The sequence below is a fragment of the Streptomyces sp. NPDC031418 genome (genome assembly GCF_055581605.1).
On record NZ_JBVIJC010000005.1, the window covers coordinates 19911 to 35764 of the forward strand.

The following is a 15854-nucleotide window of genomic DNA, read 5'->3' on the forward strand; positions in this document are numbered from 1 at the left end:
CCGCCCCTCCGCCACGGCATCCGCCGGTGCCGGCCGACGCAGCGCAGCGGGACACACCCGTGCCGGCCCCATGGCGCGGGCGCGGGGGGTCCGGGTGAGCGTGTCGCCCATGACCGTGCTCGTCACCGCGGGGCTGGTGCTGACGGGGCTGGCCCTGTTCGCGCTGGGGGCCGCGCTCGGGCACGCCGCCGCCCGGCGGCAGTCGGAGCACACGGCCGGTGCCGACGGGCTGCGTGCCGTCGCGCACGCCCTGCACGGCGCCGCGCTCGCCGCCGCTCCGCTGCGGGCCGGTCTGACCGAGGAGACCGCGCGCAGAGCGGCCCGCCGGCTCCGCCCGCTGCTGGGGGTGCCCGCCCTCGCACTGACCGACGGATCGGCGGTGCTCGCCTGGGACGGCGCCGCCGAACACCACCGCGATCAGCTCACGGCGCAGCTCGCCCACGGTCTCCGCCCCCGGGGCTTCACGCTGTCCTGCGCCACCGAGGAGTGCGCCGTCCGCTGGGGCGCCCTGGTGCCGCTCGCGGCCGACGGCGAAACCGCGGGCGCGCTCGCCGTGTTCACCGGCACCGAGTCCGCCGCCGCCCTCAGGGCCGCCGAGGAGGTCGCCCGAAGGCTCGCCGTGGAGCTGGACCTCGCCGGTCTGGACCGGGCCCGGTCCAGCGCCCACGAGGCGGAGGTACGGGCCCTGCGCGCGCAGATCTCCCCGCACTTCATCTACAACTCCCTCGCGAGCATCGCCTCCTTCGTCCGCACCGACCCCGAGCGCGCCCGTGAACTCCTCCAGGAGTTCGCCGACTTCACCCGCTACTCCTTCCGCCGCAACGGCGACTTCACCACCCTCGCCGAGGAGTTGCGCTCCATCGAGCAGTACCTGGAACTCGCCCGCGCCCGCTTCGGCCGCCGCCTGCGGGTCACCCTGCGCATCGCGCCCGAGGTGCTGCCCGTGACCCTGCCCTTCCTGTGTCTCCAGCCCCTGGTGGAGAACGCCCTCAAACACGGTCTGGAGGAGTCCGTCGAGCGCAGCAGCATCACGATCGCCGCCGAGGACGAGGGCACCGAGGCCCGCGTCGTCATCGAGGACAACGGCGTCGGCATGGAACCGGAACACCTGCGCGCCGTCCTGGCGGGCACCGCCGGTCCGGCGACCGGCATCGGCCTGCGGAACGTGGACCGCAGGCTGCGCCAGGTGTACGGCGACGACCACGGCCTGGTCATCGAGACCGGCGTCGGCGCCGGCACCAAGATCACGGTCCGGGTCCCGAAGTTCCGCCCCGGGATCCAGGCACCGCCGCCCTGACCGGCCCGGGGCCGCGCAGGTCCGGGCTCGTATCCGCGGCCGAAGGTGTGTAGGTTCGCTCGCGAGACGTCCGCGCGCGGGCCGTCTCGGCTGTACTGGTGTTGTTGCTGGAGGTGTGTGGGCTGTGCTGATGACCGGCAAGGTGCTGCGTTTCGACGAGGTCCGGGGGTACGGGTTCATCGCCCCGTCGGAGCCGGGCGAGGACGTGTTCATGCACGCGAACGACCTGCTGGACGAGAAGTACCTCTACCGTGAGGGCAGCGAGGTCGAGTTCCATCTGGAGATGGGGGACAAGGGCCCGAAGGCCTCGCAGATCCGGTTGGTCTACCAGCCGTCCCCGAATCGGCTGCCCAGCCGTCCCGTCCTGGCGGAGGAGCCGGTCGCCGCCCGTTTCCAGGCGCCCGGGGAGGCCACGAGCGCCGCCCTGTTCCGTACCGAACTGACCGAGGCGCTGGTCGAGTCGGTCGACTCGCTGACCGCCGCGCAGATCCGGCAGATCCGCGGCTGCGTCCTCGAACTGGCCCGCGGCAAGGGCTGGCTGAGCGCCTGACCCCGGGCCGCTCCGCGGCTCAGCAGGGGTGGCCGGCCGCGTCCTGCGCGGCCGGCCGTGCGGAGTCTCAGAGGGCGGCCGGCTCCGGGTGCCGCGCCGTCAGCCGTCCCCGCCGTTCGAGTACGGCCACGAAGGCGGCGCACACCAGTCCGGTGGCCGTCAGCGCCGTCCAGGTCAGCCGGAGCGCGTCGTGCCGTACGGCGAAGTCCCACAGGGCGCCGACGCCCAGGTTGCCCACCGTGATGCCCAGGCCGGAGACCGTGTTGTACAGGCCGTAGTGCGTGGCGACGAGACGGCCGCCGGACAGCGCGACCACGGTCTCCATCTCGAACGGGTAGACCACCGCCGAACCCGCCGCGAGGAGCACCACCGCCGTCACCAGGGCGACGAGCACCGCGAGCGACGAGTCGGGCGGGGCGGCGATGAGCGGCAGGAACGCGAGCCCCAGCGCCGCCAGCCCGTACACCAGCGCCTGCTCGGGCCGCCACCGGCGCTTCGCCCAGCCCGTCAGCCGCAGTTGACCGGCCACCGCCACACCGGCCGAGACCACGAAGAGCCCGCTGGTGACCGCCGTACCGTCGGAGCCCAGGGCGTCGGCCGCGGCGAGCGGCAGCGCCAGGTACACCTGGAACGTCAGCACATAGGAACCGGTCATCGCGGTGGCGAAGAGCAGGAACGGCCGGTTCGTGACGACTCCGCGCCACTGGGCGGCCACCCCGCCCGCCCCGGAACCGGCCGGGCGGCCGTGCCGGGCGGGCAGGGCGCGCCACTGGAGCAGGGTCAGCCCGGCGAATACGGCCGCGGCCGTCGTGCACACCAGCCGGAAGTCGGCCGCCAGCAGGGCGAGTCCGACCAGCGGCCCGAGCAGCATGCCGGCCTGGTAGTACACGTTGAACACGGCGAACGCGTCGACGCGCCGCTCGCCCGCCTCCCCGGCCAGATACGCGCGGACGGCCGGGTTGAACAACGCCCCCGCGAAACCGGTCGCGGCGGAGGCGGCGAGCAGCGCGGGCAGGTCGTCCACCCAGCCGAGCAGGCCGAAACCGACGGTGCGCAGCAGGCACCCGGCCATGATCGGCGCCTTGTAGCCGAAGCGGTCGGCGAGGGTCCCGCCGATCAGGAACATCCCCTGCTGGGAGAAGTTCCGCACCCCCAGCACGAGCCCCACGGCCCAGGCGGCGAGCCCCAGTCCGTGCGAGAGATGCCCGGCCAGGTAGGGCATCAGCATGTAGAAGGCGAGGTTGATGGCGAACTGGTTCACCATCAACAGCCGGGCCGGCGCCGGGAAGGAACGGGTCTGCCGCCACAGGCTCCTCATCGGGCGGCCCCCTGCGGCGGCGTCGGGTCGGTGACCCGGGTGCAGCGGGTCCAGCGGGTGACGGTGCGCTCGCCGGGGTGCGCGATCTCGTCCGGGTCGTCGGCGGGCGGCCGGTCCAGCAGCTGGTGGACCCGGCAGTAGGCGTCGTCGTAGACGGTGCCCACATACCGCTGGGGCCCGTCGGGGAAGACGGCGACGATACGGTTCCCGGCGGGCAGGGTGCGGGCCAGCCAGCGCGCGACCAGGGCGACGGCGCCGACGCTCCAGCCGCCGGTGGCGTAGTGGTCGCGGGCCAGCCGCCGGGCGGCCCAGACCGCGTCGGCGGCGGCGACCCAGTGCACCTCGTCGAAGAGCCGGTGGGCGACGTTGCGCGGGTGGATGCTGCTGCCCAGGCCGCGCATCAGCCGGGGCGCGGCGGGCTGGCCGAAGATCGTCGAGCCGGTCGCGTCGACGCCGACCACGCGCAGCCCCGGGAAGGAGCCGCGCAGCACCGAGGCGACGCCGGCGGAGTGGCCGCCGGTGCCGACGGAGACGACGAGGGTGTCGACACGGTCGAGCTGGGCGGCCAGTTCACGGGCGAGCGGGGCGTACGCGGCGACGTTGTCGGGGTTGTCGTACTGGTCCGGGTGCCAGGCGCCGGGGTGCCGGGCCAGGAGCTGCCCGACGCGCCGGCGCCGGGCCTGCTGCCAGCCGCCGACCGGGTGCGCCTCGGTGACCACGTCGACCTCCGCGCCGTACGCCGTGAGCAGCCCGGTCAGCAGGGGCTCCATACCGGGGTCGGTGACCACGGTCACCGGGTGGCCGAACGTGGCTCCGGCCAGCGCCAGACCGAGGCCGAGCGTGCCCGAGCTGGACTCCACGATCCGGGCGCCGGGCCGCAACTGCCCGCGCTCCCGGGCCGCGCGCACCATGTGCAGGGCGGCGCGGTCCTTGATACCGCCGGGATTGTGTCCCTCCAGCTTGGCCCAGAAGCCGCGGCCGGCGGCGGTGAAGGGCTCTCCGATCCACAGGACCGGGGTGTCGCCGACGAGCCCGGCCGGCGTGCGCAGGGGGTGCCTGGCGGGGGTGGGCAGGGGTGTGTGGTTCATGGCGTGCTGCTCCTGCGGCCGCTCGGCCGAATGCTGAGCGCCGTGAGGTGGGGGCGAGATGAACGGAGACGGCGGCCGCGCCCCGGCGGGTCCCGAGGGACGGCCGGGGTCACTGCCGGGGGCCGCTCAGGTCCGCCACACCCCGAGCCGGGCCGGTGACGGCCCGGTCGACCGGCCCTCCGCCCGCCTGTCCGATGCCCTGCCGGGCCCGGACGACGTCGCCGCGGGGACGTGCGCCGGTCCGGCCAGGGTGGTCGCCTCGTGCCCGGTCGGCCCCGGCCCGGCGGTGCCGCGGGGCGCCTGGAGCGTCGGCTCGTCGCCGTCGCAGCAGTGCGGGTCGGGAACCGAACCGGGCGCGCCGGAAGTGGCCGCGGCCGCGACGGGCCCGCCGGCCCGGGGCGGTGACACGAGGTCGTGTCCGCACACCGCGAGATGCGTGAGGACGGCCAGGAGCAGCACGACCGCCGCGCCGGCACGCAGCACGGCGCGGCGGGTGCGCGAGGCGGGGCCGTTCCTCATGGCCGCCTAGAGTAACCGATCAATTGCACAGAGTTGCGATCTCGGGTCTCCGGGTTTCAGCTGCGCTGACGGAACTCCACCTCCGCGACCGCGACATGACGGCCGGACGTCAGCCCCGTGACCGACCGCAGCACCAGCCGCACCCTGACGACGTCGCTCACCCCGGTGGGGAAGGTCTGGGGCCCCGGTGTGTCGCTGAGCGAGAGCGTGCTGCGGTGCACCGTGCCGTCCGCCGAGGTGACCTCCGCATCCATCCGGAGCGCCCGGGCCTCGCGGGCGTACTGCTCCGGTGCCGTGGCCGCGCCGTTCGTGATGATGAGGTCGACCAGCCGGAACGGTTTGTCGAAGGTGTACGTCACCGAGGCGCCCACTCCCGGCGCCCCCCAGTAGCGGTTGTTGAGACCGTCCGTCGTGTCCGCCGCCGGATGCCCGGGCACCTGGGCGCTCGCCGTGACACGCGCCGGGGTGACGGCCTTGGCGTTGCCGAGTTTGTCGCGGGTGTCCTCGACCAGGGCGCGCCCGGCGGGCAGCAGCAGGAAACCGGCCACGCACAGGCCCACCACCACGGCGAGGATCACCAGCAGTCGTACCGCCCGGCCGGAGCCGGCCCGCACCCGGCGGCGCAACGGCCAGATGGTGCGCCACCAGGGCAGCGGGGCGGCGGCTTCCGTCGGGCGCAGGGGGGCGGCGCAGCGGCGGCAGAACCGGCGGTCGGGCGGGTTCGGCGTGCCGCACACCCGGCAGGGCGGCCCGGTGGCCTCCTCGGGTGCGGGTGCGGCGGGACGTACGACAGGACGCGGCGCGACCGGCTTCGCGGGCTGCACGGGCAACACCGGCCCGTCGTGCGGCCCGCTCTGCTCGATGGACGCGGGAGCCCGGGGGCCGGGGAAGGCGCGTGCGGGGGGTGTGGGGGTGGAGGGGCGGGTGGGTGAGGGGCCGGGTGTGGAGCGGCTCGGTGCCGGGTTGTCGGTGGGTGGGGGTTCGGAGGTCGGGGCGCCGGTCGCCGGGGCACGGGTCGACGGAGATGCCGGTCCGGATGCGGCCGGGCGGTCCGTTCGGGTCGTATCGGGGCGGTTGCGGTCACCGGCGCTGCCGCCCGCCGGGACGGCCGGGCTCGACGCCGAAGCAGTGTCAGGAGCCGTGGGGGAACCGGAATCCCGGGCTGCCCCCGCCGCCGGAGGCCCGGGGTTCCGCTCCGGGCTCGTGCGGCGCGCGTTCTGTGGCTCCCGCCGGGCACGGTTCGTCAGCCGGTCCCGCAGGGACGGGGAATGGTCGGGGGCGGTCGGGGACACGGCGGACCCGCCGTCCGCCGCGGACGCCGACGAGGGGGCATCGGCCGACGGGCCGTCCGGCGGCCGGCGGTCCGGCGACGGGGCGTCAGCCGAGGGCGCACCCGTCGATGAGGCGTCATCCGACGCCACGTCGTCCGACGGCAGGTCGGCCGGCCGCGCGTCGGCCGATCGGCTGCCCGTCGGCCGGTCCGGCTGCGGGGCCGGGGGATCCGGCCGCGGAGCCGGGGAATCCGCGGCCGGGGACTGCGCCGGCAGGGTACGCCCTTCGGACCAGCCCAGGTAGGAGCCGCAGTTGCGGCAGAAGTCGTCCCCGGGATCGTTGGACGCCCCGCACGAGGGACAGCTGCGCACGACGTCACCTCCCTCCGTCGTCGACGGGCGGGCCGGGCAGGACCTCCACCCGGCACGAGACATGCACCGGACACAGGGCCCGGACCACCTCGCGGACCCGGGCCTCGTCCACCTCGGGGTCCCGGCCCGGCCAGACCCGGACGACCACCTCACCGGACGGCTCCGGTGGCAGCTCGGCGCCCGCGGTACGGGACCAGACCGCCCCGCCGTCACCGGTGACCTCGGCGTGCACGCCGAGAGTGAGCCACAGCCGGTCGACCAGGCCGCGCCGGGTGCCGCGCCGGCGGTGCAGTTCCACCGCCCGAAGTACGGCCTCTCGGCGCAGCGCGGCCGGCCGGTGCGGGTCGTCCTCGGCGCCCACCCACGACGCCAGCCAGGCCACGAAGTCGAGCGGCGCCACCCGCGGGTCCAGGTAGGCGGGCAGGTTGTCGAGGGTCGCGAACACCGGGGCGAGGACGGTGTCCAGGCCCGCGGTGAACCGCTGCGCGAAGTCGTCCTCGGCGTACAGCGCGGGCAGCAGCGCCCCGATCGGGTGCCGGCTCGGCAGGCCCGGAACTCCCGCGCGGCTCATGCCCCGGCCTCCGGCTCGACCGGCTGTACGACGACCTGGTGCTGGTACGAGAACACCAGCGTGCCGGGCCCCACGTCGATGCGGTCCACCGGCGCGCCCCGCCGCCCGGTGATCGGGTCGGCGGGGAACAGCCGGATCTCCTCCACCAGCGCGTTGCCGGTGGCCTGTTGGAGCACGCCGAAGACCTCCCCGTACTGCACCGGCCGCCCGAACGGCCATCCGGTGCCGTCCGGCCCGCCGCGCAGCGGGTTGAGGTGCCGGAACAGCGCGGCGAGGGCGGCTTCGCGCACCCGGTCGGTGTCGCCGGGCGCCGCCGCGAGCCGGGCGACCACGGTGACGCCCTGGTAGGCGGGCGGTTCCACCACCAGCCGGGTGCCGATCAGCCGCCGCTCGTCCAGGCTCGCGGTGATCGTCTGGAGTACCTGGTCGGAGGGGATCAGCTGCTCGAAGCGGAGCCGGTCGCCGTCGTCGGCCACGGCGTCCGGCACGACGAGCACCCGCACCGCGCCGGCCGCGTCCGCGGCGGGCAGACAGCGCACCCGGCGCACCGAGGGCGCCGCCTGCCGGCTGATGGTCTCGTAGTCCTCGGCCGTGACCGCGCGCTCCTGCATCCGCAGCGCGTCCGGAGCCCGCAGCTTGGCGTTGGCGACGGTCTCCCCGTCCACCCCGCCGCGGGCCGCCTCCCGGTTGCCGACCCGCGCGATGTACGGCACGGAGCTGCGCAGCACCGAGATCGCGCCGCGGGCCACGTTGCCCGCCGGGCCGCCGCCGGTGCGGTAGCGGGCCACCCGGATGTGCGCGCCCTTCTCCGGCACCGCGCCGCACGGGCGCAGCGTGCCGTCGGGTTCGCGCAGCGCCGGCGGGAAGATGAACTCCCCGGTGGTGGCGTCCACTTGGACATGCCGGTCGGTGGGCTCCGAGCGGCCGAAGTGCTCCACGACCTGCCACGGGAGCCAGCCGTCCGCGGAGGAGACCTCCACCACCGGCGGCTCGCCGTCCAGCAGCACCGGCGGGCGGCCGAGCCGGAACGTCTGGCCCGGGACCCCCTCCGAGATGCCGAGCGGGACATCGGTGACGGTCTCGGCGTGCTCGACCGAGGTGGTGCCGCCCACCGTGAACACCGACGCCTCCCGCACCGTCGGGGACTCCGAGTAGAACGGCTGGCCCGGCTCCGGCTCGGTGACCCGGCAGCGCAGCCAGCCCGCCCGGTGCCCACCGATCACCGACGCCGTGTGCCCGGCCGGCACGAACACGGTCACCTCGCCGGGCCGGTTCAGCCCCCCGGTGGTGTCCGCACCGGTCTCGCACCGCTGCCAGCGGCCGCCGTCCCACGCCTCCCAGACCAGCGGCGGCTGACGCGGGTCCACACCGACGCCCTCCACCCGGCTGTCCAGCCGCACCGCGAGCACACAGCGCGGCACCGCCGATGGCAGCCCGAACAGCAGGGCGTCCCCCGGCTCGGGCGCCGCCTGGAAGCAGGGCACATCGAGGCCCTCGGCGAGCCGGCCGGTCCGGTCGGTCTGCTCACCGGAGCGGGGCGCCGTCACCAGCCGGACCAACTCGCTCGGCACGATGCGCAGTTCCTCCGTGGTCGCGAACACCACGGGCTCCTCCGACTCGCCGTCCGCCGTGGTCACCTCGGTGCCGGCGGGCAGCGTCACCGTGTCCGGCTGCGGTGCCGACAGCCAGAAGTCGACCTCGGCCGAGGCCGCCGCCGGCGGGAACAGCCGGATGCCCAACAGGTCCAGGAACGCGGTGTAGTTCTTGTCCGGCACCCGGTTCAGCCGGTACAGCAACTGGTCCACCAGGTAGGCGAACGTCTCGATCAGGGTGACGCCCGGGTCGGAGACGTTGTGGTCGGTCCACTCCGGCGCGCGCTGCTGCACGTACCGCTTCGCCTCGTCGACGAGTTGCTGGAACCGCCGGTCGTCCAGGTTGGGGGAGGGCAGGGCCATCAGTTCGCGACCGTTTCCTCGGCCCCCTCCTCGGAGGGGATCGTGTAGAAGGGGAAGACCAGGTTGCGCCGGTCGTTGGTGGAGCGCACCGTGTAGTGCACATCGATGTAGAGGGTCCCGGCGTCCACCTCGTCGAAGGCCACCACCACGTCGTCCACCGCGATCCGCGGCTCCCAGCGCTCCAGCGCCTCGCGCACCGCCTGCGCGATCCGCCCCGCGGTGGCGCCGTCGCCGGGCGCGAAGACGAAGTCGTGGATGCCACAGCCGAACTCGGGCCGCATCGGGCGCTCACCGGGTGCGGTGCCCAGCACCAGCCGGATCGCCTCCTCGATCTCCCGTTCCCGTTCCACCATGGCGATGCCGCCGGTCGGCCCGACCCGCAGCGGGAACGCCCAGCCGCGTCCGATGAACCGTTCACTCATCACAGGCCCCCGATCTGCACGTTGAGCGCGCCGATCTGCACCGTCGCACCGCACGCGGTGGAGTCGCCCGCCCGCGCGGCCGGCAGCCCGCCGATGAGGACCTGGCCCGACAGCAGCGCGGCCGGGGAGGGCAGGATCACATTGGCCGGTCCGAGGGCCGCGTGCGGGGGCATGACACAGGTGTGCAGGCTGCCCACGACGGCGGCGGGCCGGCCGCCGATCAGCACGCGCGCCACCGTCGCGGCGGCGCCGGGCGGCGGGGTGGCGATCACACCCCCGTGGCTGGTGGGATCGCCGGTACGGGCTGCGGCGGGCATATCCGGGCTCCTCGCGAGAACGGTACGGTACGGCCCTCAACGGGCGTGTCGGACAAGTGAGTTGACGTCAGTTGATGCGGACGAGATCCGCCTTCAGCACCCCCAGCAGACCGCCGTCGACCGTGACGTCCGTCCGGCCGGTGATGTGCACGGACGGAGCGCCGACACGGACCGCCGTGGTGCCGTCGATCTCCACGGTGCCGCCCTTGACGCTGACCTTTCCGGTTCCCGCGTCGAGCGCGATGCCCCGCTCGTCCAGCCGCACCGAGGACAGCGGCCGCCGGCCGCCGGGCGCGAACACCGTCAGCTCGATGGTGTTCTCCCGGTCGTGCAGCAGCACCTCCAGCCGCCCGTCCCCGGTGCGCAGCCGCACCCCGGACGGCCCCGGCGCCCTGGCGTCGAGCAGCTCCACCCGATGACCCGAACGCGACACCACCGAACGGCGGTTGACCCTGCCGCTGGTCGCGTCCACCAGCGGCACGTCGTGCGGCGAGGGCCGGTCCACGCCGTTGTACAGACCGCCGATGACATACGGGCTGTCCAGCAGCCCCTGCTCGAAGCCCACCAGCACCTCGTCGTTGACCTCGGGGCTCACCACGCCCCCGCCGCCCTTGCCGCCCCACTGCACCGTGCGCACCCAGTCGGTCACATAGGTGTCGTCCAGCCAGGGGAACCGGAGCCGGACCCCGCCGCTCTGCGCGCCGCCCGGCTCCCGTACGTCCGTCACCACACCGATCGCCAGACCCGGCATGCGCGGGCCGCGGCCGGGCGCGTTCGCGCCGGTCACCAGGCCCGCGAGGGACCGGTCCGGGCTGGCGCTGACCCACACCGTCGTCCGGTAGCCGCCGTGCGGCTCCAGACTGTGCCGCACCGCCGTCGCCGTGTACCGCCCGGAGAACGCCGGCCCCACGTTGCCGAGCGCGACCGGCCGGCCCGCACGCAGCCGCGGATTTCCCTCGGCCACCGCCTCCAGCTCGCCGAACCCCGAACTGACCTGCGCGGCGATCGCGTCCGCCGCCGCGGTCGTCTCGGCCTGGCTGCGGTACGGGGTGTCCGTCACCGTCAGCTTCGCCGTCGCACCGAACCGGGCGGCCAGCGCCGGGCTCAGCCCCGGCAGCACGGTCTCGCTGTGCACGGCGGGCTGCCGCGCCACCAGCGGGGTCTTGGTGGTCGCGTCCCAGCCCCGTACCTCGACCGAGCCCGCGCCGTCCGCACCCGACAGGGCGGCCCGCAGCGCGAGCAGGTTCCGCCCGTACTCCAGCACCATCGGGTTCTGGGTGGCGGGCGTCGACGGCGCCGGCGCGCCGGACGCCTTCTCGGGCCGGGTGAACTGGAGCACCCCCTTGTCGTCGACCCGCACCAGCGCCCCGCTCTCCCCGGCCAGGTACTGCAAGAAGTCCCAGTCGGAGACGTTGGCCTGCGACAGCTGGCGGTAGGTGACCGGCGCGGCCTCCACCTTCCCGCAGGGCAGGCCCGCCCCGGCGGCCACCTTGCGGACGATGGCGGCGGCCGTCATGTTCCGGTACGCCACCACCTTCCGGCCCCGCTGGAGCCGGTGCGCGGCCGAGTAGGCCCGCACCACCGTGAACGACCCGGTGCCGTCCCGGTCGATCTCCACCGCCGTGACCTCGCCGTTGAACAGCCGCTCGCGCGCCTGCCCGGCGACCGTCACCACGGACACCCGAAGCGGTGTACCGAGCGTGATGCCGGTCGACTTCAGGAACTCGTGGTCGGGGTCGCGGTAGGTGAGCACCGCGGTGTCCGGCAGACCCACGTTCTCGTCCACCACACAGCTCACCAACTGCGCCGCCCAGACCTGCGGCAGCTCGCCGGGCGCCTCCACGACGGGGTCCGCCGCGAACGACCGGCCGCCCCGCGCCTCCGGTGTGGTCACCGTTCCTCCTCCGCGCCCGCGTCCCCCAGCGCCGGCACCACCAGTTCGGTGCCGGGCACCAGGGCCATCGGGTCGTCGATCCCGTTCGCCTCGGCGATGACCCGCCAGGCCGTCGCGTCGCCGTACTCCCGCCACGCCAGCAGCGCCAGGCTGTCCCCGGCCACCACCGTGTGCGTACTGCGGGCCGTGCGCGCCCCCGAGGTCGGGTTCTGCCCCGGCGGGTCGACGCTCGCCTCCTCGACCGACAGCGCACAGGTCGCCCGCAGCGGCCTGCCGTCCACGTCGAACAGCGTGTACGTCACCGACAGGCTCGACAGCACCCCGTCGAACGACGTCGTCCGCGCGGTGCCCCACTCGAACCGCACCCAGGGGCTGGCCGGCTTCTTGCGGGCGAGACTCGCCGGCGTCGGCACACACGCCTTCATCAGCTTCTCCACCGCCTGCTCGACCGAGTTGTCGTGCGTCGAGGTCGCGTCGAGGAAGACCTCCAGGCTCAACTCCCGCGGGCCGCTGCCCACGAACTCGGGCAGCGCCGACTGCCCGGCCATCCGGGACGGAGTGCGCCGCCACTCGGTGGTCTTGCGCAGTTGCAGCGTGGTCGGGTTGAACTGGAGGTTCAGCCGCGCGATCGTCCCGCCGGGCTTGGCCCCGACCGCGGTCGGCGGCTCCTTCAGTGTCAGCTGGGCCCTGGCCCGGCTGGTGCGCAGGGACGGCATCAGGAAGGCCTCAGTCCCTCGTGGGCGATCTCCAGCGTCTCCACCGCCGGCTCCGAGGACGACGGGTCGAAGGACGGCCCCTGCCAGCGCACCGGCACGATGCCGAGCACCTGCCAGCTGATGATCCGGGTCAGGTCCGGCCTGAGCGCCACGATCTCCCCGTCCTTCGGCTCCACGCGCCGCAGCGTCTCGTCGAGCCAGCGGCCGATCTTCGCCGTGTCGGCGGTGACCGGCCGGGTCAGCGTGATGTTCGACCAGCTGACGCGGCCGGGCAACTGCCAGGTGAAGCCGTTGTTGCCGCCCTCGGCGTACGTCTCCATCTCCACCTCCGCCCCCATGCCGGAGCAGGTGTGGAAGGCCCCCAGGTCGTTGCCGCCGATCGCGAGCCGGAAGAACACGCTCGTCGCGAAGATGTTGTCCGTCATCCGTGGTTCATCCGTTCCCTGTCCTCGGCGTCCTGAGCGTCCTGCTGCCTCAACGTGTCTTCAACGTGTCTTCAACGGCGGCCGTCGTAGGGGCGGCCCGCGCGTTCCCGGCCGCGCCGCAGGTCGGCCCGGAGCAGCCGGGACATCGGCTCCAGAAGCCGCCGCGCCAGGTCGTCCAGGTCGATACCGGCGTCCTGCGGTGCCGGTGCCGGTGCCGACGCCGGGGCCCTGCCGGGCGCGGGCGGTGCGGAGGCCGACCGCTGTCTCCCGCGCGCGGGCACCGCCGCCCCCGGAACCCCACCCGCCTTGCCGGCCCCGTCCCGCTGGACGACCGGCGCCGTCGCCGTGCGGCCGGCGCGTACCACGGGCACGGGCGGTCCGGGCGAGGCCACCGGCACCGGGCGGTCCGGCAGGTGCAGCGGCCCGGCCGACGACTCGGCCAAGGGCAGCACCGGCGGCCGCGACACCGCATCCGCCCCGCCCACCGCCCGCTGAACGGGAGGCTCAGGCCGTACGACGGGAAGGGCCCGCCGAGCCGCGGGGCGGCCGGGGCCGCCGGGTGACGGGGGGTCGGTAGCCGGGGTCGCCGACGGGGAGGGATACGGCAGCGCTGCCGGGGGCGTGCGGCTGCCCGACGGCGGGAGCGCCGTCACCGGCCCGGCATCGGCGACCGGGGCGGGATGGGTCGGCGGGGAGACGGAGGAGGCCGCTGGCATCGGTGCCGGGCCGTCTGATGACGTCCGGTGCGGGAGCGCCGGCGCGGGGCCGGGGCCGGGGGCGGCCCGCTGTACCGGCGGTGCGGCGGCATGCGCGGGGACACTCCGGGCCGGTCGCGCGGATGGGCCCGATCCCGCGTTGCTCGGTACGGCGGGTGGGGGAGCCGGTGCCGTCGGTTCGCGGCGCCAGGACGCGGCCACCACTGGGCGCACGGGGGTGCGGGGCGTGGCAGGCGGCGCGAAGCCGTGCGGCGCACGGGTGTTGAGCGTCAGCGGACGCGCGGCGAGCAGCGACAGGGCACGGGGCGCGCCCGGCGCGACGCCCGCGCTGCGCCGCTGCACGGTGTACGGCGGCCGGCCGATGACACCGGGCGTTTCCGCGGTGCCCGGACCCGCAGGCCGCGCCGGTCCCGAGACCGCACGGGCGACGACGACCGGGCCCGGCGCGTCGTGACCACCGGAGCGCGGACGGTCCGCCGGTGACGCACCGCGCGCACCGGGGGCCGCCCGGTCGGCCGGCGAGGGCTCCGGGGCGGACAGGGACTGCGCCGGTCCGGGCCCTGCTGTGACGACCGGCGGAGTGCCGTCAGCCGTCGAGGGACCCGGCAGCACGGCCGAGGGGTCGCTGGACGCGCGTGAAACCCCGCTGTTCTTCCCAGAGTTGACGGCCAGTCCGGAACGTCCGGTGTCCGCCGCGCCCAGCAGGGGCGCGCTGCCGGAGCGCACGGTGACCGGCCGCCCGCTGGAGCTGGGGGAGTGGGGTGGAGCGGCAGTGGGGGGCATCGCGGGCAGCGGCGCCCCCAGTCCGCCCCGGTGCCGGGCATCGGCCGGCGCGGGGGCAGGGGTCTCCGGCTGTCGCCCGGTGAGCGGGAGTGCGGGTGGTGCCGTGGGGTGGTGCGGGTCTGTGGGTCGGCCGGTGGCCGAGGGGTGTGCGGTGGGCGGCACCTCGGTCAGGGGTGCGCCCAGTGCGCTCGGGTGTCGGGTGTCGGACAGCGCGGGACCGGCTGGTGCGGGGGCAGGGGTCTCCGGCTGTCGCCCGGTGAGGGGGAGTGTGATTGGTGCCGTGGGGTGGGGTGGGTCTGTGGGTCGGCCGGTGGCCGAGGGGTGTGCGGTGGGCGGCAGTTCGGTCAGGGGCGCGCCCAGTCCGGCCCGGTGTCGGGTGTCGGCTGGCGCGGTGGCCGGGCCGGAAGCGGGGCCGGGGGTGTGCGCCTGCTGACCGGTGAGGGGGAGCGCGGGTGCTGCCGTGGGGTGGGAGGGGTCTGCCGGTCGGCCCGTGGCCGAGGGGCGTGTGGTCGGTGGCATCGCCGGCAGCGGCGCCCGCACTCCGCTCGGGTGCCCGGCGTCGGCTGGCGCGGGGCCAGGTCCGAGGGGGAGCGCGGGTGGTGCCGTGGGCTGGGGCGGGTCTGTTGGTCCGCCGGTGGCCGAGGGGTGTGCGGTGGGCGGCAGTTCGGTCAGGGGCGTGCCCAACGGGGCTCGGTCGATCCGTCGCTCCGGGGAGGCGGGGCGAGAGGTGTCCTTGGGGGCCGGCTCGGTGGTGATCGAGGGCGTCGCGTCCGTGTCCGTGGTGCTGTCCGTGCCCCTGCCAGGGGCTGCGCCACGCCGGACCTCGGGCTTCAGGGCCGGGATCCGGCGTACGGGTTCCGCCGACCGCCGGGCAACCGTGAGTGAGGGACCCAGCGGCCGGGGCCGTACGGCATCGGCGCGTTGGGCGGTGATCGTGGCCCTGTCCGGGCCGTCCGCCGGAGCCGGGCCCGCCGTTCCGCCGCGCGGGGCGACCGGTACCACGGCGATCCGACGGACCGGTGGAAGTTCCGGCCCCGCCGCCGGGCGGCCGGGATCGGCGGGGCGGACCACCTGACCGGCGGGCCCCGCTGCGGCCCGCTGGACGGCCGCCGCGCCGGGCGCGTGACGGTTCGCGGTCGGGGCCGAGCGCTGCGGTGCAGCAGGCGCCGTACGGCGACGCGCGGGGGCCGTCGTACGAGAGGAGTCGCCCGGTCGGCCGGCGGATTCGGCCGGTTCCTCGGTGTCCGGGCGGGCGGCGGCCCGCAGCAGCAGTGGACCGCCGTCGGCGTGGTGGCGGGTGGCGGGGGCGGTGGCCCGCTGGGTGACGCCGTGCAGCAACCCCGCCGGGGCGGAGGGCAGCAGCGCGTGGCCGAGGCCCGCGTCGAAGGCCGGGTTCTGCCAGGAGGCGAGGCCCGCGCGGAAGGCGAGGCCGTCGCTGACGCCGATCGGGGCGCGGGCGACGGTCAGCGTCGGCGGCGGGGCGCTGCGCCACCCGCCGTCCCAGTCCCCCGGTACGGACGCGGACGCGGGCGCGACGACGGAACCGGAACCCGCATCGGACTCGGGGGCGGGGACGGTGCGCTCCGCCGTGCCGGTCGCCGCCGCGGCCCGGCGGCGCAGGGCGTGCCACCATGCCATGA

Annotated in this window: 14 protein-coding genes and 1 pseudogene; 2 read left to right on the forward strand and 13 right to left on the reverse strand. The window is 75.7% G+C overall.

Features of this window, described 5'->3' with window-relative positions:
* The first annotated feature begins 109 nt into the window (after window positions 1-109).
* Together ACZ5CZ_RS07850 and ACZ5CZ_RS07855 are read left to right on the forward strand one after the other, a co-directional pair.
* Window positions 110-1297 carry a sensor histidine kinase gene (locus tag ACZ5CZ_RS07850; protein ID WP_468940224.1) on the forward strand — a complete coding sequence of 396 codons (1188 nt, stop codon included), beginning with the start codon at window positions 110-112 and terminating at the stop codon, window positions 1295-1297.
* Between the two features lie 124 nt (window positions 1298-1421).
* On the forward strand, window positions 1422-1847 hold the full coding sequence (locus ACZ5CZ_RS07855; RefSeq protein ID WP_385846275.1) for a cold shock domain-containing protein: 426 nt from the start codon (window positions 1422-1424) through the stop codon (window positions 1845-1847).
* A 67-nt stretch (window positions 1848-1914) separates the two neighbouring features.
* Here the strand turns inward: ACZ5CZ_RS07855 and ACZ5CZ_RS07860 are convergent, their stop codons facing one another.
* The 13 genes and pseudogenes from ACZ5CZ_RS07860 to ACZ5CZ_RS07920 form a co-directional block, all read right to left on the reverse strand.
* The gene (locus tag ACZ5CZ_RS07860; RefSeq protein WP_468940227.1) at window positions 1915-3165 is read right to left on the reverse strand and encodes an MFS transporter; all 1251 of its coding nucleotides are present in this window, start codon (window positions 3163-3165) and stop codon (window positions 1915-1917) included.
* Window positions 3162-4253, reverse strand: a complete 1092-nt coding sequence (locus ACZ5CZ_RS07865) for a PLP-dependent cysteine synthase family protein (RefSeq protein ID WP_468940230.1) — start codon at window positions 4251-4253, stop codon at window positions 3162-3164. The genes ACZ5CZ_RS07860 and ACZ5CZ_RS07865 overlap by 4 nt, the downstream gene beginning before the upstream one ends.
* A gap of 126 nt (window positions 4254-4379) precedes the next feature.
* Complete coding sequence (locus ACZ5CZ_RS07870) at window positions 4380-4772, reverse strand: hypothetical protein (protein ID WP_468940232.1); 393 nt, start codon at window positions 4770-4772, stop codon at window positions 4380-4382.
* Between the two features lie 56 nt (window positions 4773-4828).
* On the reverse strand, window positions 4829-5596 hold the full coding sequence (locus ACZ5CZ_RS07875; protein WP_468940734.1) for an NADase-type glycan-binding domain-containing protein: 768 nt from the start codon (window positions 5594-5596) through the stop codon (window positions 4829-4831).
* A 753-nt stretch (window positions 5597-6349) separates the two neighbouring features.
* Window positions 6350-6478: pseudogene (locus ACZ5CZ_RS07880) on the reverse strand (DUF7577 domain-containing protein); the annotation flags it as partial.
* Window positions 6420-6986 (reverse strand): phage tail protein, encoded by a 567-nt coding sequence (locus ACZ5CZ_RS07885; RefSeq protein WP_467544513.1) that lies wholly within the window; start codon window positions 6984-6986, stop codon window positions 6420-6422. The gene ACZ5CZ_RS07885 and the pseudogene ACZ5CZ_RS07880, both read right to left, overlap by 59 nt.
* A complete protein-coding gene (locus tag ACZ5CZ_RS07890; protein WP_385846280.1) occupies window positions 6983-8941 on the reverse strand; it encodes a putative baseplate assembly protein in 1959 nt (652 codons plus the stop codon). The genes ACZ5CZ_RS07885 and ACZ5CZ_RS07890 overlap by 4 nt, the downstream gene beginning before the upstream one ends.
* A complete protein-coding gene (locus ACZ5CZ_RS07895; RefSeq protein WP_385846281.1) occupies window positions 8941-9363 on the reverse strand; it encodes a GPW/gp25 family protein in 423 nt (140 codons plus the stop codon). The genes ACZ5CZ_RS07890 and ACZ5CZ_RS07895 overlap by 1 nt, the downstream gene beginning before the upstream one ends.
* A complete protein-coding gene (locus ACZ5CZ_RS07900; RefSeq protein ID WP_468940237.1) occupies window positions 9363-9680 on the reverse strand; it encodes a PAAR domain-containing protein in 318 nt (105 codons plus the stop codon). Before ACZ5CZ_RS07900 ends, ACZ5CZ_RS07895 begins: the two co-directional genes overlap by 1 nt.
* 67 nt (window positions 9681-9747) lie before the next feature.
* Window positions 9748-11574: a VgrG-related protein gene (locus ACZ5CZ_RS07905; protein ID WP_468940239.1), complete on the reverse strand. Its 1827-nt coding sequence runs from the start codon at window positions 11572-11574 to the stop codon at window positions 9748-9750.
* Entirely contained in the window at window positions 11571-12293 is a 723-nt protein-coding gene (locus tag ACZ5CZ_RS07910; protein WP_385846346.1) for a CIS tube protein, read from the reverse strand. Before ACZ5CZ_RS07910 ends, ACZ5CZ_RS07905 begins: the two co-directional genes overlap by 4 nt.
* Window positions 12290-12715 carry a phage tail protein gene (locus ACZ5CZ_RS07915; RefSeq protein ID WP_385846284.1) on the reverse strand — a complete coding sequence of 142 codons (426 nt, stop codon included), beginning with the start codon at window positions 12713-12715 and terminating at the stop codon, window positions 12290-12292. The genes ACZ5CZ_RS07910 and ACZ5CZ_RS07915 overlap by 4 nt, the downstream gene beginning before the upstream one ends.
* A 71-nt stretch (window positions 12716-12786) precedes the next feature.
* Complete coding sequence (locus tag ACZ5CZ_RS07920; protein ID WP_468940242.1) at window positions 12787-15852, reverse strand: hypothetical protein; 3066 nt, start codon at window positions 15850-15852, stop codon at window positions 12787-12789.
* Window positions 15853-15854: the final 2 nt, after the last annotated feature.